This window comes from candidate division WOR-3 bacterium (assembly GCA_039802205.1).
Taxonomy (GTDB): domain Bacteria; phylum Hydrothermota; class Tepidihabitantia; order SM23-42; family JAOAFX01; genus JAOAFX01.
The window spans coordinates 1-20,789 of the sequence record JBDRWD010000026.1; the positions used below are offsets into that span (position 1 = coordinate 1).

The window sequence follows — 20,789 nt, forward strand, 5'->3', positions numbered from 1 at the left end:
ACCCGACTAACTTTTTATTTATGCAATGCGAAAGCCTTGCCCTACGAGGGGCATCAATCAAAACCTTGTCCGACACTGAAATTATTGGATGCCCTTACCAATTTTGCTCATAGGTTTTATTGTCACTAAATAAAACATTTTATAAAAATGTGGAGAGGACTCAGAAATCGAGGATTGACATTTTAATATTTTGGATTATAATTTGAGAGATGGGAATTTCGCTACCGGATCAAAAGTTAGGGAAAAAATTTTATGGAAAGGAGGTTTTATGAGAAATCGATTCTATTACAGTATTGTGGTTATCGCCCTTATGAGTTTGCTCATTCCTATTCCAGTACTGGGTATCAGTTCTAATATCACTGCCCAACCCAGTCCGTTTTCTGGAGAGAGTAGCAGGGAAAACGAAACTGTCATTTTTTCACCGCGTCAGGAATTCGTTGATAGTTTTGAAAGAGACACGCTGGGACCTTGGACTACTTATGGTTATCCCGGAAGCGTGGTGATGCAAACATTTGGAATGCGGGATACTACGAATGTATACGGTCCTCAATCACCCGCCCATTCCGGTTACCGCTACCCCGGTCATCCTGCGAATGATGTCGCTCTCTACCCTTCCCCTGGGCAGAATCCTGGCAATGCCACCTGTCTTGAATCACCGACAATCGACTTGACCGGTTGGGACTCATTATTTATCTCCTTCTCTTATTGGGGTGATTTCGAAGGCAATGCTACAAATTTTGATGGATTTATCGTCCAGATTTCTCCGGATAATGGGGCAACCTGGAAGCAGATTGATTCGGCTCATTTAGGTCATCTGATCCCATCTTATGATTCACGTCTCGCCAACACCGGATTATTAGGAACCCGCTGGGCATATTGCTATGATACAAGACCGAACTGGGTGGATGTGGCATCCCAAAATCTCATTGCCCTGGGTTATGTCGCTCCGGGCAATCAGATCAAAATTCGATTTGTATTTGCGTATGATGCCCTTGATGGTGGTCAAGGTTGTTTCATCGATGATATAAGAATCGCCGCTACTCCGCCTGCTGATCTCCAGCCGCCCATCATTGAACATGCACCCCTTGAGGACTCTCCTGATACCTCATACGGTTATACAGTAGTCGCTACAATTACCGACCCCGGAAGCGGTGTAAATGCAGACTCGGTTAGTGTCTATTACCGGGTAGAAGATGGACCCTGGATTCGATTGCCGATGCAATTGGTGGGAACCGATATCTACGAAGCACTCATTCCACCACAGCATTATCACACCGACATCTACTATTACATTCGAGCGGTTGACAATGCCGGAAACAGTGCTAATACCCTCACCTATAATTTTGAGGTGACGAATGCGATACTGATCTATTATGATGATGGCCAACCCTACTGGATTCCGGGTGGCCTGGGTGTTGGTTCTGGAATGTTTGTCCGATTTGACTTTGCACCCGTGGGAATTGATAGCGGTCGTCTCCATGAAGTGAGATTTTTCTTCAGCCGCGCCGGTAACTTTGACCTTAATGTCTATACCATTGGATCTGGTGGTGCCCCGGGTCAACTGGTGTATACAAAACCAAATCTCCAATCGCCTGGTTATGACTGGTATGCGGAAGAGATTACCAATGCAAATCTTCGAATGACCAATGGTGCCGTGGTCGGTTTTATCATTGGACCACCGATCGGGACCGATACCGTGAGTTGCTTGATGGATCCAAGTCTAAATTACCAGCAGAATATGTGGTTATATGTGAATGGACAGTGGGGTAACCCTACAAGTGGTGGGGATTTCATGATCCGCTTAAAAGTGATTCCTCTACCCGAAGCAGGGATAGCCGAAAAAACAGTGCACAAAATTTCTCCATCCGGCCTAAGATTGGTACCTAATTTGATGAGTACCCATGGTGGGAATATACAGTATCAGGTTCAAAAATCGGGGTTTGTCCGATTAAAAGTCTTTGATGCCGCGGGAAGATTGATAAAAAATATTGTGAATGATTATCAGGAAGCCGGAATTTATAGTGTCAACTGGAATGCCTGTGATGAATCAATGAGAAAAGTGTCACCGGGTATCTATTTCGTGGTCCTGGAAGTCGAAAAAGAACAGATCACAAGAAAGGCGGTGGTGGTAAGATAATTAAAAAAGCGATGTGCCCTATCAGATATCAGATAGGGCACATCGTTGACTTTTTGTGCAATTTGTTTAACTTTAGTATAACTTGTTATAGAGCAGCTAAGGAAAAACTTCTGAAATATCGTGGTTTTTCTTGTGGATATGGGGCATTAAGTTTGCATATTAGGTCCGTGAGAGAAAAAAGGAGGTTAATATGCGAAAAATAAAGGTAATAGTAGGTATGGGGTTAATGTTGGTTCTTTTCATCAGTTGCGGAAAAAAGACTGATGAGGACGAACTATACCAAGCTAACAATCTCATCCAGGGGCTCACCATGTTAGGGATGATGACCTCGGTGGACAAATATGGAATCGGAACCGTGTGTTCCCCTCCTTTTGGTTGGATTGCACCACCGGAGACGATTAACGTGCCCAATCCAGTGGATTGGCCGAATAATGTCTTTTACCGTTTCTTCATCAAATTTCCGCTGGATAGCTCGGGTACGGTGATCGATTCCATAAGATGGTTGGCGATGCCCACTCCTGATGTCTGGGGTGGAGACACCGGGGTGATCACCCAGATCGATGTGGGGTTGTTGGCTGATCATAGGAATATCTGGTTCCATACTATTATCAGTGTGGATTCGGTCCATGTCACAGGTAATCTGAAGTGGAACTGGGAAGATACCTGGTATAAATTCGAATTTAATAACAGCATCGTTCCTGGGGATAGTTCAGCGGAGATCAATATCTCTACCTCGCCCAATATCCAGCTTTACGCCCATTTCAAATTTGACCAGCGGGGTGCTGGAACTACCGAAGATAACTGGGGCAAATTCGGCGAGACGATCTTTGTCCGCTATGAATTCTTTGCCGAACCCGACGCGAATGGTTATGATGGCTATTATATCTTACTCAGTGAAGGATGGAAGGTAAAACACTTCTTCAAATTGGAACGGCCCGCCGCCTAAGAATACTTTATAACAAAAGGGGAGCGCTATGCTCCCCTTTTGTTATTTGATAATGACAATCTTCTTCCTCGCGTCTTCTACCTTTATAAAATAAACCCCTGCGTCTTTAGGTTCAAAGACCAGATTTTTTATCTTCCCTTTCAAGATTTGGCGTCCCAGGACATCGTAAATTTCAATCTCTCTTGGTTGTTTTGAGGCAAGGATTATTCTCCGGCCAACATTCGGAAGGTCGGAGCACGGGGAGAGAGTACTTTCTTTTTGTTCGTAAATTCCCGTGACGATATTTTTCTGAATCACCCAATGCTCAGGATCCACGATAATGGAGAGCGGTTCTTGCGGCAGGAGGAATTCAAAATGTTGTGGTGATTGATTTATCGGCAAGATGATGATTGTATCATTATTGCTAAAGCCAATTCCGAGCGGAAGGGGTATGTGGAATATTGAGGGACCGATCGTTTGAATCTGGGAAATATCAAGCACAAGGCGCCAATTTGGTGGTTCGTAAACCTTATTCCAGACCACATTGTAATAGGGATAGCCCATATCATAAACATACTCATTGAAGAACCAGTCATAGTTACCGTTCAAAACCTGATTCATTATCCGGTTTAAATCACTGGTGGAGGCATTTTTATACGCAAATGAATCCCGGTAGGTGGCAAGCAATCTTAACCAGAGACTATCGCTGCCGCATAAATACCTGATCATATGGAGTATCCATGATCCCTTACAATAGCTGTGCCCCCAGGAGAATATGAGATTGGAAGGAGGATTATAGATCGGATGGGGATTGGCGGTCTCTGCACTGAAATAATTATTCAATCGGTTGAGCATGGTGTTGATGAACGCCTGATGTCCCTGCCGGTGTTCAAGATATAGGGCATCACAATAAGTAGCGAAACCTTCGTTGAGCCAGACATTCTGCCAACCGAAACAGGTCACCATATCGCCCCACCACTGGTGGGAAAGTTCGTGTGCCATTCCATAATAATCATTACTAATTAGCCATTGCCGGTGGATGGTGCTTATCGTCTGATGTTCCATCCCGCCATATGAAAACGGCGTTACCACATCCATCCCATACCTTTCAAATGGATAGGGACCGAATAGCGAGTCATAAAATGCTATCATATCCGTAATCAGTGCAAAGGCGGTCGGTGCATAAACAGTATCTTCGGGCCAGAAGTAATATTTGATTTCCAAACTCTCACCGGATGCGGGATGATACCAATCAGAATAGGTCGTATAGATGCTGGAAGCAAAGTGTATTAAGTAAGGGGCGATGGGATAACAATGCTTCCAGTGGTATGTGGCATAACCTTGAGCAACGGTTTTTCCTAAAAATGCGCCGGTGGCACAAACCGTGAAGGAGTCCGGAACAGTGATATAAAATTCAACTCCATAATCAGCCTTATCCCAGAGTTGATCGTAACAGGGAAACCATCTTTTCTCAGCAAAAGGACATCCCAGGGTGTAGGCGATGGGATGGAGACTCTGATAGAACAAATAGCCCATATTTCCCGAAGCTGTTCCGCTGTAGCCGATGAACACATCAAATGAATCACCCTGATGGTAAAGGTGGGGTAAAGTCACCCAGATGGTCTCGGCAATATGGGTATAAGAGGCATTTATTCCATCAACTTTGACCGAATCCACATTTAGGCCCAATAAATAAAGGTCAACCCGGTTTAAATTATGGATATTGCTCCGCATGGCGACGGTAACCCCACCGGCAAGGTATCGGGAATTCATGGGCAGGTTGAGTTTTATTAGATAATGGAGGACATCGTAGGAGTGGATGGAATCAGCCCGGAGCATCTCTGGATGAAAGACTTGTTTCTTCTCCATATTCAACTCCTGGGACAAAAGAAAGATTAAAAAAACCGCCATTTCAACCTGCCATAACCAAAATCAACTCGCGCAAAATCACTGCTACTGCTGCTCCTGTTGCATAAGGGGTGCACGCCAGCGGATTATACTCCACAATATCCGCCCCGATTATTCTTTTGCCTTTCAAAAGAAGGATGGAATCGATCAACTCTTTGAACGGTATCCCGTTGGGTTCTGGGGTGCTCACTGCCGGCATCTGGGAAGGGTCTACCACATCCACATCGATCGTCAGATAAATCGGTTCGGGAATTTTCATAAGGACCCGCTTTAAATTTGACCGGACCGTAAAGCGGTAGAGATTTTTGTTCAGGGAAAATTCCTCTTCGGTCCCGGAACGAATTCCGAATTGATAGATACTTTTTAAACCCACCACCTCACCTACTCGGCGCATTGCAGCTGCATGGCTCAATCTTTCCCCATGATATTCATCTCTTAAATCGGCATGGGCATCAAAATGGATCACGGAAAATTCCTTGATCACTCGTTTTATCCCTTTGATGATCGGAAAGGATATCGTATGCTCACCTCCCAAAAAGATGACCCGTCTTTGTTTTCGGTATAGTTCATATGCCTTCTCTTCCATTTCTTTTATTGGGTCCTCGGTCCGGAACTCATAATCTTCAAGGTCGGCAATCTTCACAGATGCCACCGAACGATTTTGGTATGGTGAAAACCACTCAATATTTTCGGTACAGATTCGTATATAGCGTGGGCCCAGGCGGGAACCAGGAATGAATGAAGATGTTCGATCATAGGGGAAACCCATGATTGCAATCTGGGCATTTTTTAAATCCGAATTTGCATATTCAATTATCATTGCACCTTCCTTTTTTATAAATTCAAGCGGCGCTGGTATAGCCCAGGGCACCAGCCATCGTTATCGCCTTTATCGGGCATATTTCAAAACACCGCCCGCAGCCGATGCATTTCTCCTTGGCAATGAGATGCCTCTGCCCCAAATTCCCTGTGATTGCCCCAAATTGACATACTTTTACACATACCCCACAGCCATTACATTTCAATGAGATTATACCATAAGGTCGGGCGATCGCCCGGTCTACAAAACAGTTCCGTGGACATTTATGGACGCAGATACCGCAGGAATTGCACTTTTCATAATCGATCACCGGCAAATTATCTTCTAATCTTATTGCTTCATAAGGACAGGATTTTGCACAGATTCCACAACCAGTGCAGCCATTAGCACAATGAAGCTGCACTCGTTCTTCTTCATCATGTGATTTGCAGGCGAGATAGATCAGATGGCTCCGGGGGATTAATTCTAATGCCTTTCTCGGGCATTCCTTAACACAAATACCACAACCATCACATAAATCATGATTTATAACGGGCAGTTTATCTTGATTCAACTTAATGGCATTTTTCGGACAGACCTCTGCACAGTGACCTGCCCCCAGACAGCCATAAATGCAGGATTTATTCCCATTATAAATCGTGTAATTAAACCAGCAGTCTTGAGGTCCGTTATACAAATAGAGGTCTTTACTTTGTCTCCCTCCCCGGCAGCGCAGGACACAGATGAAATCATCCATTTAAAGGTCTTTTATCAATTCCAGAAATCGCTTGTAAGGTATCGCGGTCCAGGACTCCGCGGAGAGTGCACCGCCCGAGAGGCTGATCATGGAAACCTTCGCTGCGATCTCCTCATTGGGTGCTTCATAAATATCAAGGAAATCATAAGGTCCGAGAAGGGCATAATGGGCAATGAATTTCACCTCTGGACAGTCCTTCTTCACCCTTTCCATCCATTGCCTGCCAATCTCGGCGCGTTTTCTTAAATCCCGGGTCAGTTCCGGCGATAATTTTGTGACGAGAATATAAGTTGCCATAACCTCTCCTTTTTTCTGATTATACTTCAATCCGCGGTGAAGTCAATATTTAGGTTTTAAACGCAAACGGATTGATACGGTATTTTTTCATCAACCTTATCAAAAAATTTCTTGAAACACCAAGTAATTCCGCAGCCCGGGTTTGATTGCCCTGGGTCTGTTGGAGTGCCCTCTTCACAAGATCCATCTCTACTCGCGTTATTGCCTTATTGTAGTCCAAAGGCAGAGTCTCTTCTTCTATCATCCCAGTCTTTCCAAGGCTGATATCCTCAGGCTGGAGATAGGTTGCACGGGTGATGATTATCGCCTTTTCGATCGCATTTCTCAGTTCCCGTATATTGCCGGGCCAGTGATAATTTTTTAATAACTCCATAGCGGCAGGAGCAATTCCGACAATCTCTTTATGGTATTCCCGGGCGATTTCTTTCAGGAAATGCTCGGCAAGGGGAATGATATCCTCCTTTCTTTCGCGCAAAGGTGGTAAGCGGATGGGAAAGGTGTTTATCCGGAAAAAGAGGTCCTTTCGGAATGTCCCCTTTTCCACCATCTCTTCGAGATTGGCATTGGTCGCTACGATTATGCGCACATCCACATTTATATCCTTCTTTCCCCCCAATTTACGAAACCTCCTTTCTTCCAGCACCTTCAACAATTTACCCTGCAGCAGGAGGGGCATGCTACTTATCTCATCAAGAAACAATGTTCCGGTATGAGCGAGTTCAATCAAACCTTCTTTTCTTCTCCGGGCGTCGGTAAAGGCACCAGGCTCGTAGCCGAATAATTCCGATTCAAGGAGGTTTTCCGGAATTGTTGTGCAATCGATATCCACGAATGGTCCTGTGCTCCGGTTACTGATTTGGTGAATGTAAAGGGCAAGAAGTCCTTTGCCGGTGCCACTCTCACCTTCCAGTAGCACCGTGGAGTTAGTCTTTGCTACTTCCTTTACCTGATTTAAAATCTCCTCCATCTTTTTGGATTTATAGATCAATGGTGTCAGTTTTCCTCGGGTTAAAACTTGAAGTCTATCCCGGTATAAATCACGCTCTTTTTTTATAGTGAGATTTTCCTGGATCTGTTTAATTATTATACGCAACTCCTGGAGATCAAGGGGTTTCAAAAGGTAATTGACAGCGCCGTACTCCATCGCTTTTACTGCATCCTTGATCTCACCGTAACCAGTGATGACCACCACCTTTACTTCGGGATCGTATTCTCTCATCTTTTTAAGAAGTTCGATCCCCTGGATATCAGGTAAGCGCTGATCGAGGATTACAATCCGGGGAAGGTGTTGGAGAAATATCTGCCACGCCTGGGCACCATTGGCAGCACATAATACAGTGTAATTTTCTTCTTCGAAAAAGGCAGTGAGAAGACCCCTTATCGATTCATCATCATCCACAATAAGAATTGGATACATGAAAGATTATAAACACTATTTTCCAATTGTCAATAATGCAATGCCCTGACTACTTTTAACTGAGCAATGAGCAACGGTGGAAATGCTACAAAAATGTAAGAACGGTCTTTCGCAACTGAGATGCCGGAATTTTAGCCTCATTACTCCGCCCTATTGGGTCTGTGGCAGGATATTCCTTTAGATAAAAGATGGTTAGAACTTTGGATTTAAACTACATGTAATTTTTAATAAGTTCATGGGATGAGTACGGTGAATAGTAGACAGGGGGGATGTCTAACATGGTGAATGCGCCGTATCTTTTTTCGTTGTGAAGACGATAACAGGCCCGGGCGCAGGCAACCAGAATACTGGCAGTGGCTTCAGGATTGCTATCCCATTCACAGTGGTATTCAATTAGTGCTTTATTCCCGCTTCCAGTGCTCCCGGAAAGAATTACAGATCCCTGATGGGGAAATGCTCTGTGTTTTTGCTTTAACTCTTCTTCGGAAACGAAGACGATTTTTGTGTCATATTCGGCAAAATAATTTGGCATCTGTTTTATCCGGCGGGCGATATCTTTTTTATCGGCATCCGGATGGGCGACGACATAGACAATTCTTTTGTGCATCATCTGCGGTTTTAACGCTGGATTTCTACCTTTCTTTACCTCCCGAAGAGCACTTTTTATCGGGATCGTATAAGACCGCGCATCCCGCACACCGGGTACCTGCCGGACTGCATCAGAATGCCCCTGACTTATACCAGGACCCCAAAAGGTATAAATTTTGCTTCCGGGAAAAAAGGCATCGGCTAATACTCTTTCTACTGAGAATGTCCCTGGGTCCCAGCCCCCAGAAATTACTGATGTATGCCGGTTAATCTTAGCGATTTTTCCGATTTGTTGATAATAATCTACAATTCGCCGATGGGTATCAAAACTGTCCACGGTGTTGAAAAACTGGGCAAAGTATAAACCTTGGCCATAAGAGTAAGGATCGGGAATACGGATGCGTTCGATATCTCGGTTATTCTCCGGACCAAAGATATCCTCTTTAGAACCACCGCAGAGTATTGCCACATCGGCGAGAACTTTGAAATTCTCAAATGAAAATACCGGGATATCTTTTTCAATTTTTTTCACAACCTCGGGTCGGCGCGTGATTATTCCAACCAGTTCCATATCCGGATTTCTATTTATCGCCTTTTTTACACCTTTTCCCAGGTTGCCATAGCCAATGATGGCAACTTTGATTTTATTTTCTGCCATGCTCACTCCTTTTTGAAGAGTTGTTTGATAAGATTATAAGCCCTTATTTTATCCTGGGCTTCAACAAAGATCATGATGTCGGTATGAACAGTCAAAATTTCCCAAATATTAATCTTTTCCCTTGAAAGCGGTGTGGCAATCTTCTTTATCGCTCCTGGTTCATTTATAAATTTTAAACTGCGCACCACAATCTTGGCGATTCCCTTTTTCAGATTCAATGCCTTGAAATTTTTAATTTCCGGGATGAGTTTTGATAGATGTTCATAAGCTTCTTCCACTCTACTTTCTTCAACATATATCGCCAGAAGGTTATCAGAAATTGTGAGGGAATGGACTGCGACCTTTTTTTCGGTGAGTGTTTGGGCGACTTTGCTTAAAATCCCGGGTGTCTCTGGAATCCTTTCGCCGATGAAGGTCAAAACACCATAGATTTTCTCAGCAAGGGTGATGCTCACCTCTTTATCAAAGACGATCTCGGTTCCTCCATTCTCAAGATTTTTCCCATCTTGAGCAATCACCCTGATTTTCTGAAGATTCTTTCTATGCTTTAAAGAGATAGGATTTAAAACCTGGGCACCTGATGCGGCGAGAGCACCCAGTTCTGCCCAGCTGAGTTTCTTTATCATCCGGGAATTGGAAACGATTTTGGGATCAACACTCAAGATACCTCCTACATCTTTAACCAAAACCAACTCTTGGGCATTGAGCAATTCGGCGATCAATAACGCCGAAATATCACTACCACCCCGACCCAGGGTCACGATATTTTTCTTTTCATCTTGGGCAATAAAGCCCGGGATTACCAGTATTGTATTCTTATTAAGCAAGGGGAGCAGGAATCTGCTTGCAATCTTGGATGCGATCGGTAATAATGTGAATTCCCGTTTTTCATTGATCTTCTGGGCACTGAGCTGGCCTTTTGATTGCAACCGGATGTGTATGGGCCACTCAGCCATGCCAGGTAAGATTGTCCGGGCTTGTGCGTTCAACGCTTTAAATACCGACTCAAAAATCAACGCGGCAAGAATCTCACCCATGCCTGCAAATCTCTCAAAGCCGTAAAAATCCGGTTGAGGAACTGCCCTCATATATAAATCAATCAATTTATCAGTCTCTCCTTTCATTGCTGATGTTACCAGACAGATGGCGGTCGTCTTGAATTTTAAAAGCAATTTTGCAATTTTCAAAAAATCTTCGGGCTCAGCGAGAACCGAGCCACCGACTTTAAACACCTTTATATTTTTCATTGGCAATCAATCCTCCTAAAGATTGTTTCTTTCTTATCAATTTTAGTTCTTCGTCGATGAGATATTCTGCGGGTAATGGTCGACCGTTGTAAGTAGACGCCAACGTCCGGGTGTAAGCACCTGAATTATAGATCAAAAGATAATCTCCGATTTTGAGCTCGGGGAGCGGGTAGATTCCAAATTCATCGGCATTCTCACAGAGCGGGCCGGTTATCCGGACTTTGAACTTTTTGCTCGGATTATAGCTCAAAGGTTCGATGTGATGGTAGGCATCATAGAGTGCAGGTCTTGGGTTTTCCGTCATCCCAGCATCAATCATGTATAACGGCAGATGGTCGCGCTTTTTTTTATCGATGAGCCGGGTAAGAATATATCCAGCATTGGCAACCAAAAATCTTCCAGGTTCAAGGAAGATGGTGACACTATATTTCTCTTTTATATGCTGATAACAATCGATGATGGGCTGGAAATTTAAAGGTCGTTCATCGGGTTTATAAGGGACACCAAAGCCACCCCCGAGATTTATGTATTCTATCTTTACACCATTCTTCTGAAGGAAATCAATCGCTTCCATTACCTTGCGGGCCGCTTTGATGAAAGGGGTCGGAGAAAGAATTTGGGAGCCGATATGGGAATGGATTCCGATGAGTTTTGCATATTTGAATCGTTTTGTAGTTTTTAAAACTTCTGGTATTTCATTTAATTTTATCCCGAACTTACTTTTTTCTGATCCAGTAGAAAGATGCGGATGGGTCTCTGGGAAGATCCCCGGATTGATACGCACAAAGACACCGATCTCTTTACCCATTCTCTTCGCTACCTCTTCTAAGAGAACAGCCTGATTGATACTCTCAAAATTGAAAAAGATTACACCATTTTTAAGGGCATATGAAATCTCTTCTGGCTTGCGTGCCACATTGTTATAAAGAATTTCTTTTCCTTTAAACCCGGCTTTTCGGCAGATAAATATCTCGCCCGGTGATACTACTTCTGCACCAATCCCTTCTTTTTTAATCAGTCTCAAAATCGTGATGTTGGTATTCGCCTTGACTGCAAAGTAGATCCGTGCGATGGAATCAAAATTCCGTTTCAGCGTAGCGATATTTTCCAGGATTCTTTTTCGGTCATAAATATAACATGGTGTTTCAATATCTTTCTTTGATGCCAATTTTTTCCGCAGTTGCTCAAGCACCCCATTATTTTTCATAAACCTCCTTTCTCTGGGAAATAAAAAAGCCCACCTTTGTGGTGGGCTCCTGTCCAGAAAATTGACGATCAGGGGAACAGCAAGCCCACCCCCTTGTAACCCTTCTTCATCCAGAATCTCTTGAAGAGTTTCATCATCGGAGATTATATAAAAAATTTGAAAAAAGTCAAGCGTGCGATTTGAATCAAAAATAATTCAATGGAGAAATCGGCAAAAATCAGGACAGCGAAAGCCTCAAGAACATTTAAAAGGGCTGGCAAACAAGTTAATGATTGAACAACCTTAACCAATATAGAAACAAAAAAGGGGCGGCAGAACCGCCCCTTTTTATCATTCAATAGCTATTCGTTTTCCAGTGCGAATTCACGCAATACTTCATAATGTCTTTTTCTTATTTCGGTCTGACGATTTGCTCGCGGCATGGCCAAGAGATTTTCAATGCCAAATGTAATACTTTTCGCATCATATACACACCAGAAGAATCCCACGGCATCTCCTTTGATATTGCTCTTTGCACCAGGTTCTGGTTTTGGACCGTTAATTGCCTCAATAAATACTTCCCCATATCCCCAACTAACTGAGTCTACATAATTCGGGAAGATTCTGCTTGCACTGATCGTGAGTGAAGTTCCATCAACTATTGTATCTAATTCAAAATAGTAACTATCCCAGGACCCCGAAGTATCTACATAGTAATAATCCAAATATACATCTAGCCAATACCAATTCGCTCCGTTTGAAGAATTCCAGGTTATATTAAGGGCACTACCTTTGTGCAGTACATAGGTCGTATCCGGACTGGTGATACGAAATTCTCCGGGCATTGTGCCGGTTGCCTCTCCTTTTCCTTCATCATAATCAATCTTAAATTTACATTCCTCACCTTCATCTATCCAGTTGACATAAGCTTCGTAATAGAAATATGTCGGGTCAAAACCATAAATTTTAGGGTAGAGAGTATCTTCATTTATTGTAGTCACGGGAATTATCTTGAATCCGTTATATTTGTAACCCTCAACCACCGCGGTTTTTACAAAAGAATCAGGGGTGTCCCAGTGGAACGCTATATGACTCATTATTGATGCCCTTTCGCCTTTACCACAACCAATTACCAAGATTATTATACCTCCAACCACACATAAAAGTTTTTTCATAAAACCTCCTTCTCCACTATTGTATCTATAATTTGTAAAATGTCAACAGTTGCTGCACTATTTGTGTCGTTTCAAAGCGAAAATGTCACCTTTAACTTCAAAGGTAATAATTCGTGCGTGTATTTCTTTTTTCTCCTTTTTTGATGCCCTGCGATAGTGCGCGGCATATGATTTAATTATTTACTCTTTGACTTTCATGGTATACACTTCCTCTGGAATGTTAATGCAAATCATAAGCGCACTTTCGTTAAGAAGAATTTTTGATTCAAATCGTCGTTGATTATTCCATAAAGGAAATTTCCAAAGATTTTTCTAACTATTTCACCCTTCTTTCTTGTCTATAGCTCCCGGAGTGATATTGGTTTTAGAATGGATGATCCCGCGTTATTTTCGGTCGGGGCACCAGGGCAGGCCTTTCTATCTTTTCTTTCTTAGGGATGAGTTCCAGGTCTTCAATGAGCACCGCGGGTGCCACAACGGAAACCGGAATTTCATCACCGTAAGCATTGCGGTAGATAAAGTTGTAGATATATTCCTTTTCACCAACGGCGCTGATATCTTTCAGGATACTGGGTGCGAGCGGAGCAAAATCCAATCCGGTGATCAACTGGAGTGAGTTGGATTTTATATCCAGTTTATAAATGTTAAGGGGAGAAGAAAGAAGCGGTTCGGATTTAGTTCTTGTCTGATAAAGTCGCTGATAGCGCTGGAGTTCGTTTTGAGGCATGGTGGGCTGGAGGCGGGTGATGATGAGGGCATATTCATTGCCATAATCCCGTGCGATTTCTTTCAGACGTTCCACAAGTTTTTCCTCGGACAATTTTTTATGGGAATTGATTACCATATTGCTGATAAATCCCACATATCGCGGCACATAAATCTCATTCCAGTAGCGGGCGTGGCCATTGGATGTAGTGATTTTATTTGTCGGAGTTCGAGACATGGGGAAATTTATTAATTTTCCTTCTTTTATCAGTTCGATCTTTTCAGATTTTACGCCCTGCTCGTCTACTGCGTAGCCACCGATTAAAGGTATTCCATTGTATTCTTTCAAATCTGGATCATCGTAGCTAAAGATGAATTCAGGTAAGAGGCGCTTACCAAGGCGGTTGGATAGCAAACCAAGATTATGTTTCATAATATTTCTTTCCAAAATTTCACTCTCCACTAATACTTCTCTAACCCCACTCACTCCCTTGCCCAGTGTCTGGAAGAATAGTTCACAAGCCGCAGGCCCGAGGAAGAGGACCGGTCCAGTATAGCCTTCATCCTCTGGTTTTATGTCAATTTTCATCGTCAATGTCTCTGCCCATGCGTTGATCTTTTTCTCTAAATCCACAAAATCAAAATCTTGTGGCTTTTGAGCATAAAATTCAATATAATCTTCCATTACTCTACCATTTTTTGCCTGGGCCTTTGCCTTGACTTCGATGCCGGTTAATAACCTCCCCTGGAGACTTTTACTCCCATCGCTATCCAAGAAGTACTGATCAGTAGTTCGGCATCGAAAACGGACTGAAGATTCTTTAATCGAAGGATATTGTTTTAAGATCCTCGAAATTCGCACAACCTCTCGATTCAACTTATTCCTGTCTAATGGTGGTGGAACGAGGAGCGTCCAGAGCGAGCAAGGTTTTGCCCTGGTGAAATCAGGAATTGTATCACTAACTTGTTTATTCTGGAGATAAGCTTTCTTTTTTGCCAGCACTTCTAAGGCCCTTTTATAAGTCCCATCGGTGACAAGCCAGATTGCCCGCCGCAGCGCAAGGTAATCATCTTCCACTGGAATTTGTGTCTGGTGCGATTCAATTATTCGGGAACCAGATGTGGCACAGATAAAATTACTGTTATCCATCCGATAATCACCCACCCTTAAATCTACAAAAAGTTCTCGATTATGTGTTTCATTGCTTCCCAGCAATCCACCCGCGGACGCTATTATTTCTACTTCTTTTGAATCTACCACTCGATAAGCAAGATAGTAGGGCTTGGGTTGATTCGGTAATTGCAATTCTGTGATACTCCGTGCTAATTCGTCTTCCAACGCCCGCAGGAGTGCATTCTTATCAGATGCATAAGAAACCAAAGGCCGGATGAGAAAAAATCCTGCTAATACCAATAGCCATGGTTCTGCCTTCAATCTTTGCTTTCCATCTTTTCTTTCCTTTTGTTTGATCCATCTCTTAGTTTTTCGAGCCATTTTTCCCCCTTATCTTGACGATTCAACCGGCGCGGGTAAAATCGGTGGTCGCTCCTGACCTTTTGCTTTTTTCTCAACCTCTATTTCGGATACGAGTATCGAAGGAGAGATTGCGGAGACCGGCACCCAACCTGATTCCGCACCACAGGTCCCGTTGAAAACTTCATAATCATTGCCGGTGAGCAGTATTTTGGAGAGTGAAAGGAGCGGGGTCCCCACGATATCAACACCTCTTACAACTTCATCAGGTCTACCGTCCACATAAATTTTCTTTACAAAAAGAGGTATCACTTTGAAGGTCTGGGGACCCTCGCGGCCTGTGATCGTAAAACCGCCGGCAATATCGTAGAAGATGAGTCCGTAAGGTTTATTTTGCCTTCTGCATTCTTCAATCAGAGCGCGGCGTAATTCTTCAAATGATACTTCTTTTGCGGATTTTATGTATAACACACCCTGTCGGGCAACAACCTTGCGCCCTGCCTGTCTCCTTCCGTGACCATTTGACACTGGAAAATTAGCGATGGGTGAACGGCTCATCAAAAATCCTTTCAATATCCCGTTTTCCACTACTGTCACGCGTGCTCCCTTTACACCCTCATCATCAAACAAATAATGGCCGTTCAGGTCTTTATCATTAAATTTCTTCATCGTTGGATCGTCGTAGATGGAAATAAATTCAGGCATGATTCTTTCGTTCAATTTTTTAGTAAAAGTCTGGCCTTCAAATTCACTTTTCTGACGGTGCCCTTCAACACGATGTCCGAAAATTTCATGGAAAAAAACACCACAGGCACGATTCATCAGGATTGCGGGTCCAGAATATGGTTCAACCAGTGGGGCATTCTTCAAGGCATACAAATTTTTGATGAGCGAATCAATCTGGGATTTAAGAAACTCTTCATCTGGAAGATTTTCTATCTTCCGGGCAAAAACAGGATAGGAAAGATAAAGTTCCATGCCATCATCCGCCATGGTTGCGGCATACACCTGAAGGTGATAACTGACCTGGTTGTGTAGCAACTTTGTTCCCTCGGTATTGACTAAATATTTGGTTTGGGAAATGGCACGGAGGGCTACCCGGGAGCTGTAGATCCAGGTGTGATCTTTGAAAAGTGCGGATAGTTTACGGAGGCGTTCTTTCCATAGATTTTGGTCCAGGTTGATATCCTCGATCATCCCAATGTATTCTATCCTCGGCGCTTTACTGAAATCCGGGGAGGTATCAGATTCAATTACTTTTACCTGTCTTTCATTCAGGACTTTTATATAGCGTTCTTGGGCGGATTTGAATTTTTTATCTGTTTCTGTCCAGAGGATCAATCGCAATGCCTCAGGATTATCGTCGATCGGAACCTCCGCAGGTGTTGTCCACCATTCGGATTCTTCGGCACCACGGATTTCGTGATAATTATCGAGTTTGTATGAGCCGACTCGCAGGTCCACATCTAAATACCGGTGTCTATTTTCTTGCTCTTCAACTATTACCCCGAGTGTGGCATTGATTACAATTTGATGTTCGTCCACAATTTCATACTGTATGAAATAAACCGGGAAGGGTTTTGTTGACTGGAGAATTTTATACGAACGATTGAGTTCTTCATCCATGGTATTGAGGATGCTACTGTATGCCTTCACCAAATGAATACTCACAAAAAGAATGAGAAAAAAGAATTTTTTCATTGTCGACTCCTTATTTTATAATCTTAAATCAATTTTTCGTCAAGTCAAGGGCGTGTTTTTTATGCATTAAAGTCTAACAACTTAGCGATGTCTGCTGGTCCCCGGACCTCAAATATTGCCATTCCTTGTTCTTTTGCTGGAAGGAGGTCTACATGGTAACGATCACCGACCATTAGACATTCTTCAGGCTTGAAACCTATTTCTTTCACTAAAAATTGAAAGACCCGGGGGTCAGGTTTGATGAGGCGAAAATTTTCATAGGTAAAGATGTAATCAAAAAGTTCTTTTATCCCAAGGGCATTGAGGATTCTCTCGGTTTGGATACGGTTATTGTTCGTGAAGACGGCGAGTTTATATTTCGCTTTTAATTTTTTCAGCACTCCCTGCAATTCTTGATCAGGTTTTAGATAATCACCAGCATCAAAATATTTGATATTCTCATTGTGCCATTCCTCAATTGGTATCCCGAATGAAAGAAGGGCAAGGGTATAAGGTATGGGATAACCTTTTTCTTCTTTTATCTCAGCACGCCGCTTTTCCAGTGTCTCTTTTGCCTGTTCCAAGGTGGTATTTTTAATCTTGGCATATGTATGGTAGGCAGCTTCCGCAAATTTTTGATAAACTTCCGGACTGGTATAAAGCGTGCCATCGAGGTCAAAAATGATTACCTTCACCATTTTCCGACCCGAAAAATAAGCTATCAAAGAAATCCGGGTTCCTCCGATATCCCGGATTAGTTATTCTGCGCAGCGTTTCTGTAATCTTTCCCAGATCCGGTCGACTTCGGCCTGGAATTCCTCAATTGGGGTCTTATCCTTCAACTTGAAGAGATGAGCAAATCTTCCTTGGATTTTTAAAAACTCTTCCACTGGTTTTTTCTCTTTTGGTTTCACGGTGATTCGGTATTTGCCATTTTCATACTCATAAAGTGGCCAGACACATGTTTCTACAGCAAGGCGGGTAATTGCAATCGTCTTTTCCGGCGGATATGCCCAACCGAGCCGACATGGGGAAAAGACATTGATGAACGAAGGTCCATTGGCATCTAAGGCTTTGCGCACTTTTGTGACCAAATCGTTCCAATATCCAATCGTTGCCTGGGCTGCGTAAGCAGGTTCGTGTGCTATGACGATCTCGGTCAAATTTTTACGAGGTTGGAGCTTACCCGGAAGCACTGTTCCTGCCGGTGAGGTTGTGGTATGGGCACCATAGGGAGTGGCAGAAGAGCGTTGGATTCCTGTGTTCATGTAGGCTTCGTTGTTGTAACAAACATAAAGGACTCGGTGTCTCCTTTCAATCATTCCTGAAAGCGCCTGAAGACCGATGTCATAGGTTCCACCATCACCTCCGAAGGCGATAAATCGTAATTCCTTATCAATTTTACCCTTTCGCTTCAGTGCCTTGTATGCCGCTTCGACACCAGCCATGGTGGCAGCGACATTTTCAAAGGCATTGTGGATATAAGGAACATTCCAAGCCGAGTAGGGAAAGATTGTGGAGATTACTTCAAGGCAACCAGTGGCAGCACCAACCACGACTGGATATTGGGCAGCGAGCAGAACCTGCCGGGCCACAATCGTTGCCCCGCAACCAGCACAGGCCCGGTGTCCACCTAAGAATTTCTCACCCTGTTGAGCCAGTTCTTTCAGTGTCGCCATTATTCCCCCCTTACTCCATAATAGACGATATCTTTGTCCACTTTACCGGTATCCTTAATCTTAAGCAATTGGTCAAAGATCTCTTCAATTTCTTCAATGCTGATATCCCGTCCACCGAGGCCATATATATAATTTTTCAACAATGGCTTTTTCTCCGATTCATAAAGGATGGACCGACAATCATTATACAGATGACCGCCAAGGGTAGAGAGAGTATCAGCACGGTCCATTATTCCAAGAACCCGGACTTTGGTGATTGCCTTGAGCATCGCTTCTTTTGGGAAGGGTCGATAAATCCGGCAGCGCACCAAACCTACTTTCTTTCCCTTTTTCCGCATCCGGTCCACAGCCACCTTACCGGTACCGCCTGTGGAACCCATTGTGAGAATTGCTACTTCGGCATCTTCCATCTTATATTCATCAACGATGGGATAATAACGCCCAAAGGCATCACCAAACTCTTTCTGGACTTTTTCAATTATCGGGAGGGCATTATTCATCGCTTCTATCGTCTGACGCTTATGTTCAAAGTAATAATCCTGGAGGTCGAGCATGCCTAATGTTATGGGATTGTTAACATCCAGAAGATTGTTGATGATTTTTCTCTCCCCTAACCACTGGGGAACTTTTTCATCTTCGATCAACTCAATCCTTTCCATACCGTGGCTGATGATGAAACCATCGGTCGTCACCATTGCCGGAAGCATTATTTCTTCTGCCATCTTTACCGCCATAATCGTCGTATCATAGGCTTCCTGAGTATTCTCAGTAAAAATCTGGAGCCATCCGGAATCCCGGGAGGCCAAAGAATCTGAGTGGTCACAGTGGATATTGATCGGACTCGAAAGAGCGCGATTAACGAGGCAGATGACAATCGGTAATCGTAAACCAGAAGCGATGAATAAAATCTCGTGCATCAATGCCAGTCCTTGGGAGGAGGTAGAGGTCATCACCCGGGCACCAGCAGCCGCGGCTCCCACACACGCGCTGAGTGCGGAATGTTCGCTCTCAGCAGGCACAAATTCGGTCGTTACCAGACCGTCGGCGACAAAAGATGCAAACAACTGGACCACCTCGGTAGCAGGAGTGATGGGATAGGCGGCGACCACATCTGGATTTATCTGCCGCATCGCTTCTGCCATTGCTTCATTGCCAGTTCGCGCTACAATCATTTTTCCTCCCTTACCATGGTAATTGCCTTTATCTTAGGTGGGCATTCTTCAGCGCAAATGCCACAACCCTTGCAATATTTATAATCTATTCCCTGGACCTTACCCTCTTTGACAATGATTGCAGAATCAGGACAGTAGATCCAGCAGATAAGACAGTGGGTGCATTTCTGGGCATCCCAGATTGGTTTGTCGCTCCGCCAATCACCGGTTTCAAATTCTTTACTGGTGCCTGATTTCCAGGCAAGACCGATAGGCAGTTCTCTCCAGCCCTTTTTTTCTTGCTTCATTCTTTAACCTCCTCGTAAGCCCTGATTATTGCCTTTATATTCCCTTCGACCACATCGGGACGATTGGGAAACTTGTGCTCCAGTCTTTTCTTTACTGATTCCAGCATCGGCTCAAATTCTAAGAGTTTTGAAACCTTGATAAGGGCACCGAGCATTGGTGTGTTGGGGATATCCCTCTTTAGAATCTCCTTTGCTATTTTGCTCGCATCCACCACATAGACTTTGATTTTTTTGTTTCCAATCTTTAATTGCTCCCTTATCTCCGATGCAGATTTCTGGGTATTGACCAGAAGAATGCCGTCTTCTTTTAAACCTTCAGTTACATCTATCGTCTCCATCAATGTGGAGTCGAGCACGACCACGATATCCGGATTTTTAATTCCACAATGCTGGAGGATGGGTTCGTCGGAGAGGCGATTAAAAGCAAATACCGGTGCACCCATGCGTTCCGGACCATATTCCGGAAAAGCCTGAATATATTTACCAGTCTCCACTGCCGCATCGGCAAAAAGCAGGGCAGCGGTCTTGGCACCTTGACCACCCCGGCCATGCCATCTAATCTCAAGTAATGCCATTATTCACTCCTTTTTCTTAAATTAACAAAAAGATAAACCCTGTTTATTGAATGTAAACCAGGGTTTTAAAGGAAATAAATTCCAAGTAATTTTTTACCAGTTTTATTATATCCAAATTTTCGA

At 43.6% G+C, this 20,789-nt stretch carries 18 protein-coding genes; 2 read left to right on the top strand and 16 right to left on the bottom strand.

Going from position 1 to position 20,789, the window contains the following annotated elements; translation table 11 throughout:
- Positions 1-268 precede the first annotated feature (268 nt).
- Both ABIL39_06765 and ABIL39_06770 read left to right on the top strand, forming a co-directional pair.
- Positions 269-2,137: a T9SS type A sorting domain-containing protein gene (locus tag ABIL39_06765; GenBank protein MEO0165821.1), complete on the top strand. Its 1,869-nt coding sequence runs from the start codon at positions 269-271 to the stop codon at positions 2,135-2,137.
- 190 nt (positions 2,138-2,327) lie between these two features.
- On the top strand, positions 2,328-3,083 hold the full coding sequence (locus tag ABIL39_06770; GenBank protein ID MEO0165822.1) for a hypothetical protein: 756 nt from the start codon (positions 2,328-2,330) through the stop codon (positions 3,081-3,083).
- Between the two features lie 42 nt (positions 3,084-3,125).
- On the opposite strand, the gene ABIL39_06775 is transcribed toward ABIL39_06770, so the two are convergent.
- From ABIL39_06775 to ABIL39_06850, 16 genes are all read right to left on the bottom strand, one after another.
- On the bottom strand, positions 3,126-4,973 hold the full coding sequence (locus tag ABIL39_06775) for a M1 family aminopeptidase (protein MEO0165823.1): 1,848 nt from the start codon (positions 4,971-4,973) through the stop codon (positions 3,126-3,128).
- A gap of 1 nt (position 4,974) precedes the next feature.
- Complete coding sequence (speB, locus tag ABIL39_06780; protein ID MEO0165824.1) at positions 4,975-5,790, bottom strand: agmatinase; 816 nt, start codon at positions 5,788-5,790, stop codon at positions 4,975-4,977.
- Positions 5,791-5,812: 22 nt separating this feature from the next.
- Positions 5,813-6,526: a 4Fe-4S binding protein gene (locus ABIL39_06785; GenBank protein ID MEO0165825.1), complete on the bottom strand. Its 714-nt coding sequence runs from the start codon at positions 6,524-6,526 to the stop codon at positions 5,813-5,815.
- Positions 6,527-6,823, bottom strand: coding sequence for a GYD domain-containing protein (locus tag ABIL39_06790; GenBank protein MEO0165826.1), 297 nt, complete (start codon positions 6,821-6,823; stop codon positions 6,527-6,529).
- A gap of 49 nt (positions 6,824-6,872) precedes the next feature.
- Entirely contained in the window at positions 6,873-8,240 is a 1,368-nt protein-coding gene (locus tag ABIL39_06795; GenBank protein ID MEO0165827.1) for a sigma-54 dependent transcriptional regulator, read from the bottom strand.
- A gap of 211 nt (positions 8,241-8,451) precedes the next feature.
- Positions 8,452-9,486: a diaminopimelate dehydrogenase gene (locus ABIL39_06800; GenBank protein ID MEO0165828.1), complete on the bottom strand. Its 1,035-nt coding sequence runs from the start codon at positions 9,484-9,486 to the stop codon at positions 8,452-8,454.
- A gap of 2 nt (positions 9,487-9,488) precedes the next feature.
- Entirely contained in the window at positions 9,489-10,733 is a 1,245-nt protein-coding gene (locus tag ABIL39_06805; GenBank protein ID MEO0165829.1) for an ACT domain-containing protein, read from the bottom strand.
- Entirely contained in the window at positions 10,711-11,940 is a 1,230-nt protein-coding gene (lysA, locus tag ABIL39_06810; protein MEO0165830.1) for a diaminopimelate decarboxylase, read from the bottom strand. The genes ABIL39_06805 and lysA overlap by 23 nt, the downstream gene beginning before the upstream one ends.
- Before the next feature lie 341 nt (positions 11,941-12,281).
- Complete coding sequence (locus ABIL39_06815) at positions 12,282-13,094, bottom strand: hypothetical protein (GenBank protein ID MEO0165831.1); 813 nt, start codon at positions 13,092-13,094, stop codon at positions 12,282-12,284.
- Between the two features lie 364 nt (positions 13,095-13,458).
- Positions 13,459-15,294 carry a metallopeptidase TldD-related protein gene (locus ABIL39_06820; GenBank protein MEO0165832.1) on the bottom strand — a complete coding sequence of 612 codons (1,836 nt, stop codon included), beginning with the start codon at positions 15,292-15,294 and terminating at the stop codon, positions 13,459-13,461.
- A gap of 9 nt (positions 15,295-15,303) precedes the next feature.
- Positions 15,304-16,974 (bottom strand): metallopeptidase TldD-related protein, encoded by a 1,671-nt coding sequence (locus ABIL39_06825; protein ID MEO0165833.1) that lies wholly within the window; start codon positions 16,972-16,974, stop codon positions 15,304-15,306.
- A gap of 59 nt (positions 16,975-17,033) precedes the next feature.
- Entirely contained in the window at positions 17,034-17,678 is a 645-nt protein-coding gene (locus ABIL39_06830) for an HAD family hydrolase (GenBank protein MEO0165834.1), read from the bottom strand.
- A gap of 33 nt (positions 17,679-17,711) precedes the next feature.
- Positions 17,712-18,635 carry a thiamine pyrophosphate-dependent enzyme gene (locus tag ABIL39_06835; GenBank protein MEO0165835.1) on the bottom strand — a complete coding sequence of 308 codons (924 nt, stop codon included), beginning with the start codon at positions 18,633-18,635 and terminating at the stop codon, positions 17,712-17,714.
- Positions 18,632-19,804, bottom strand: a complete 1,173-nt coding sequence (gene porA, locus ABIL39_06840; protein ID MEO0165836.1) for a pyruvate ferredoxin oxidoreductase — start codon at positions 19,802-19,804, stop codon at positions 18,632-18,634. Before porA ends, ABIL39_06835 begins: the two co-directional genes overlap by 4 nt.
- Positions 19,801-20,091: a 4Fe-4S binding protein gene (locus ABIL39_06845; GenBank protein ID MEO0165837.1), complete on the bottom strand. Its 291-nt coding sequence runs from the start codon at positions 20,089-20,091 to the stop codon at positions 19,801-19,803. Before ABIL39_06845 ends, porA begins: the two co-directional genes overlap by 4 nt.
- Positions 20,088-20,669, bottom strand: a complete 582-nt coding sequence (locus ABIL39_06850; GenBank protein ID MEO0165838.1) for a 2-oxoacid:acceptor oxidoreductase family protein — start codon at positions 20,667-20,669, stop codon at positions 20,088-20,090. Before ABIL39_06850 ends, ABIL39_06845 begins: the two co-directional genes overlap by 4 nt.
- Positions 20,670-20,789 lie beyond the last annotated feature (120 nt).

Bases quoted from the DNA above. Each gene is read 5' to 3' on its own strand.
- ABIL39_06765 (MEO0165821.1), top strand. From the start codon at position 269: ATGAGAAATCGATTCTATTACAGTATTGTGGTTATCGCCCTTATGAGT.
- ABIL39_06770 (MEO0165822.1), top strand. From the start codon at position 2,328: ATGCGAAAAATAAAGGTAATAGTAGGTATGGGGTTAATGTTGGTTCTT.
- ABIL39_06775 (MEO0165823.1), bottom strand. From the start codon at position 4,973: ATGGCGGTTTTTTTAATCTTTCTTTTGTCCCAGGAGTTGAATATGGAG.
- speB (MEO0165824.1), bottom strand. From the start codon at position 5,790: ATGATAATTGAATATGCAAATTCGGATTTAAAAAATGCCCAGATTGCA.
- ABIL39_06785 (MEO0165825.1), bottom strand. From the start codon at position 6,526: ATGGATGATTTCATCTGTGTCCTGCGCTGCCGGGGAGGGAGACAAAGT.
- ABIL39_06790 (MEO0165826.1), bottom strand. From the start codon at position 6,823: ATGGCAACTTATATTCTCGTCACAAAATTATCGCCGGAACTGACCCGG.
- ABIL39_06795 (MEO0165827.1), bottom strand. From the start codon at position 8,240: ATGTATCCAATTCTTATTGTGGATGATGATGAATCGATAAGGGGTCTT.
- ABIL39_06800 (MEO0165828.1), bottom strand. From the start codon at position 9,486: ATGGCAGAAAATAAAATCAAAGTTGCCATCATTGGCTATGGCAACCTG.
- ABIL39_06805 (MEO0165829.1), bottom strand. From the start codon at position 10,733: ATGAAAAATATAAAGGTGTTTAAAGTCGGTGGCTCGGTTCTCGCTGAG.
- lysA (MEO0165830.1), bottom strand. From the start codon at position 11,940: ATGAAAAATAATGGGGTGCTTGAGCAACTGCGGAAAAAATTGGCATCA.
- ABIL39_06815 (MEO0165831.1), bottom strand. From the start codon at position 13,094: ATGAAAAAACTTTTATGTGTGGTTGGAGGTATAATAATCTTGGTAATT.
- ABIL39_06820 (MEO0165832.1), bottom strand. From the start codon at position 15,294: ATGGCTCGAAAAACTAAGAGATGGATCAAACAAAAGGAAAGAAAAGAT.
- ABIL39_06825 (MEO0165833.1), bottom strand. From the start codon at position 16,974: ATGAAAAAATTCTTTTTTCTCATTCTTTTTGTGAGTATTCATTTGGTG.
- porA (MEO0165836.1), bottom strand. From the start codon at position 19,804: ATGATTGTAGCGCGAACTGGCAATGAAGCAATGGCAGAAGCGATGCGG.
- ABIL39_06845 (MEO0165837.1), bottom strand. From the start codon at position 20,091: ATGAAGCAAGAAAAAAAGGGCTGGAGAGAACTGCCTATCGGTCTTGCC.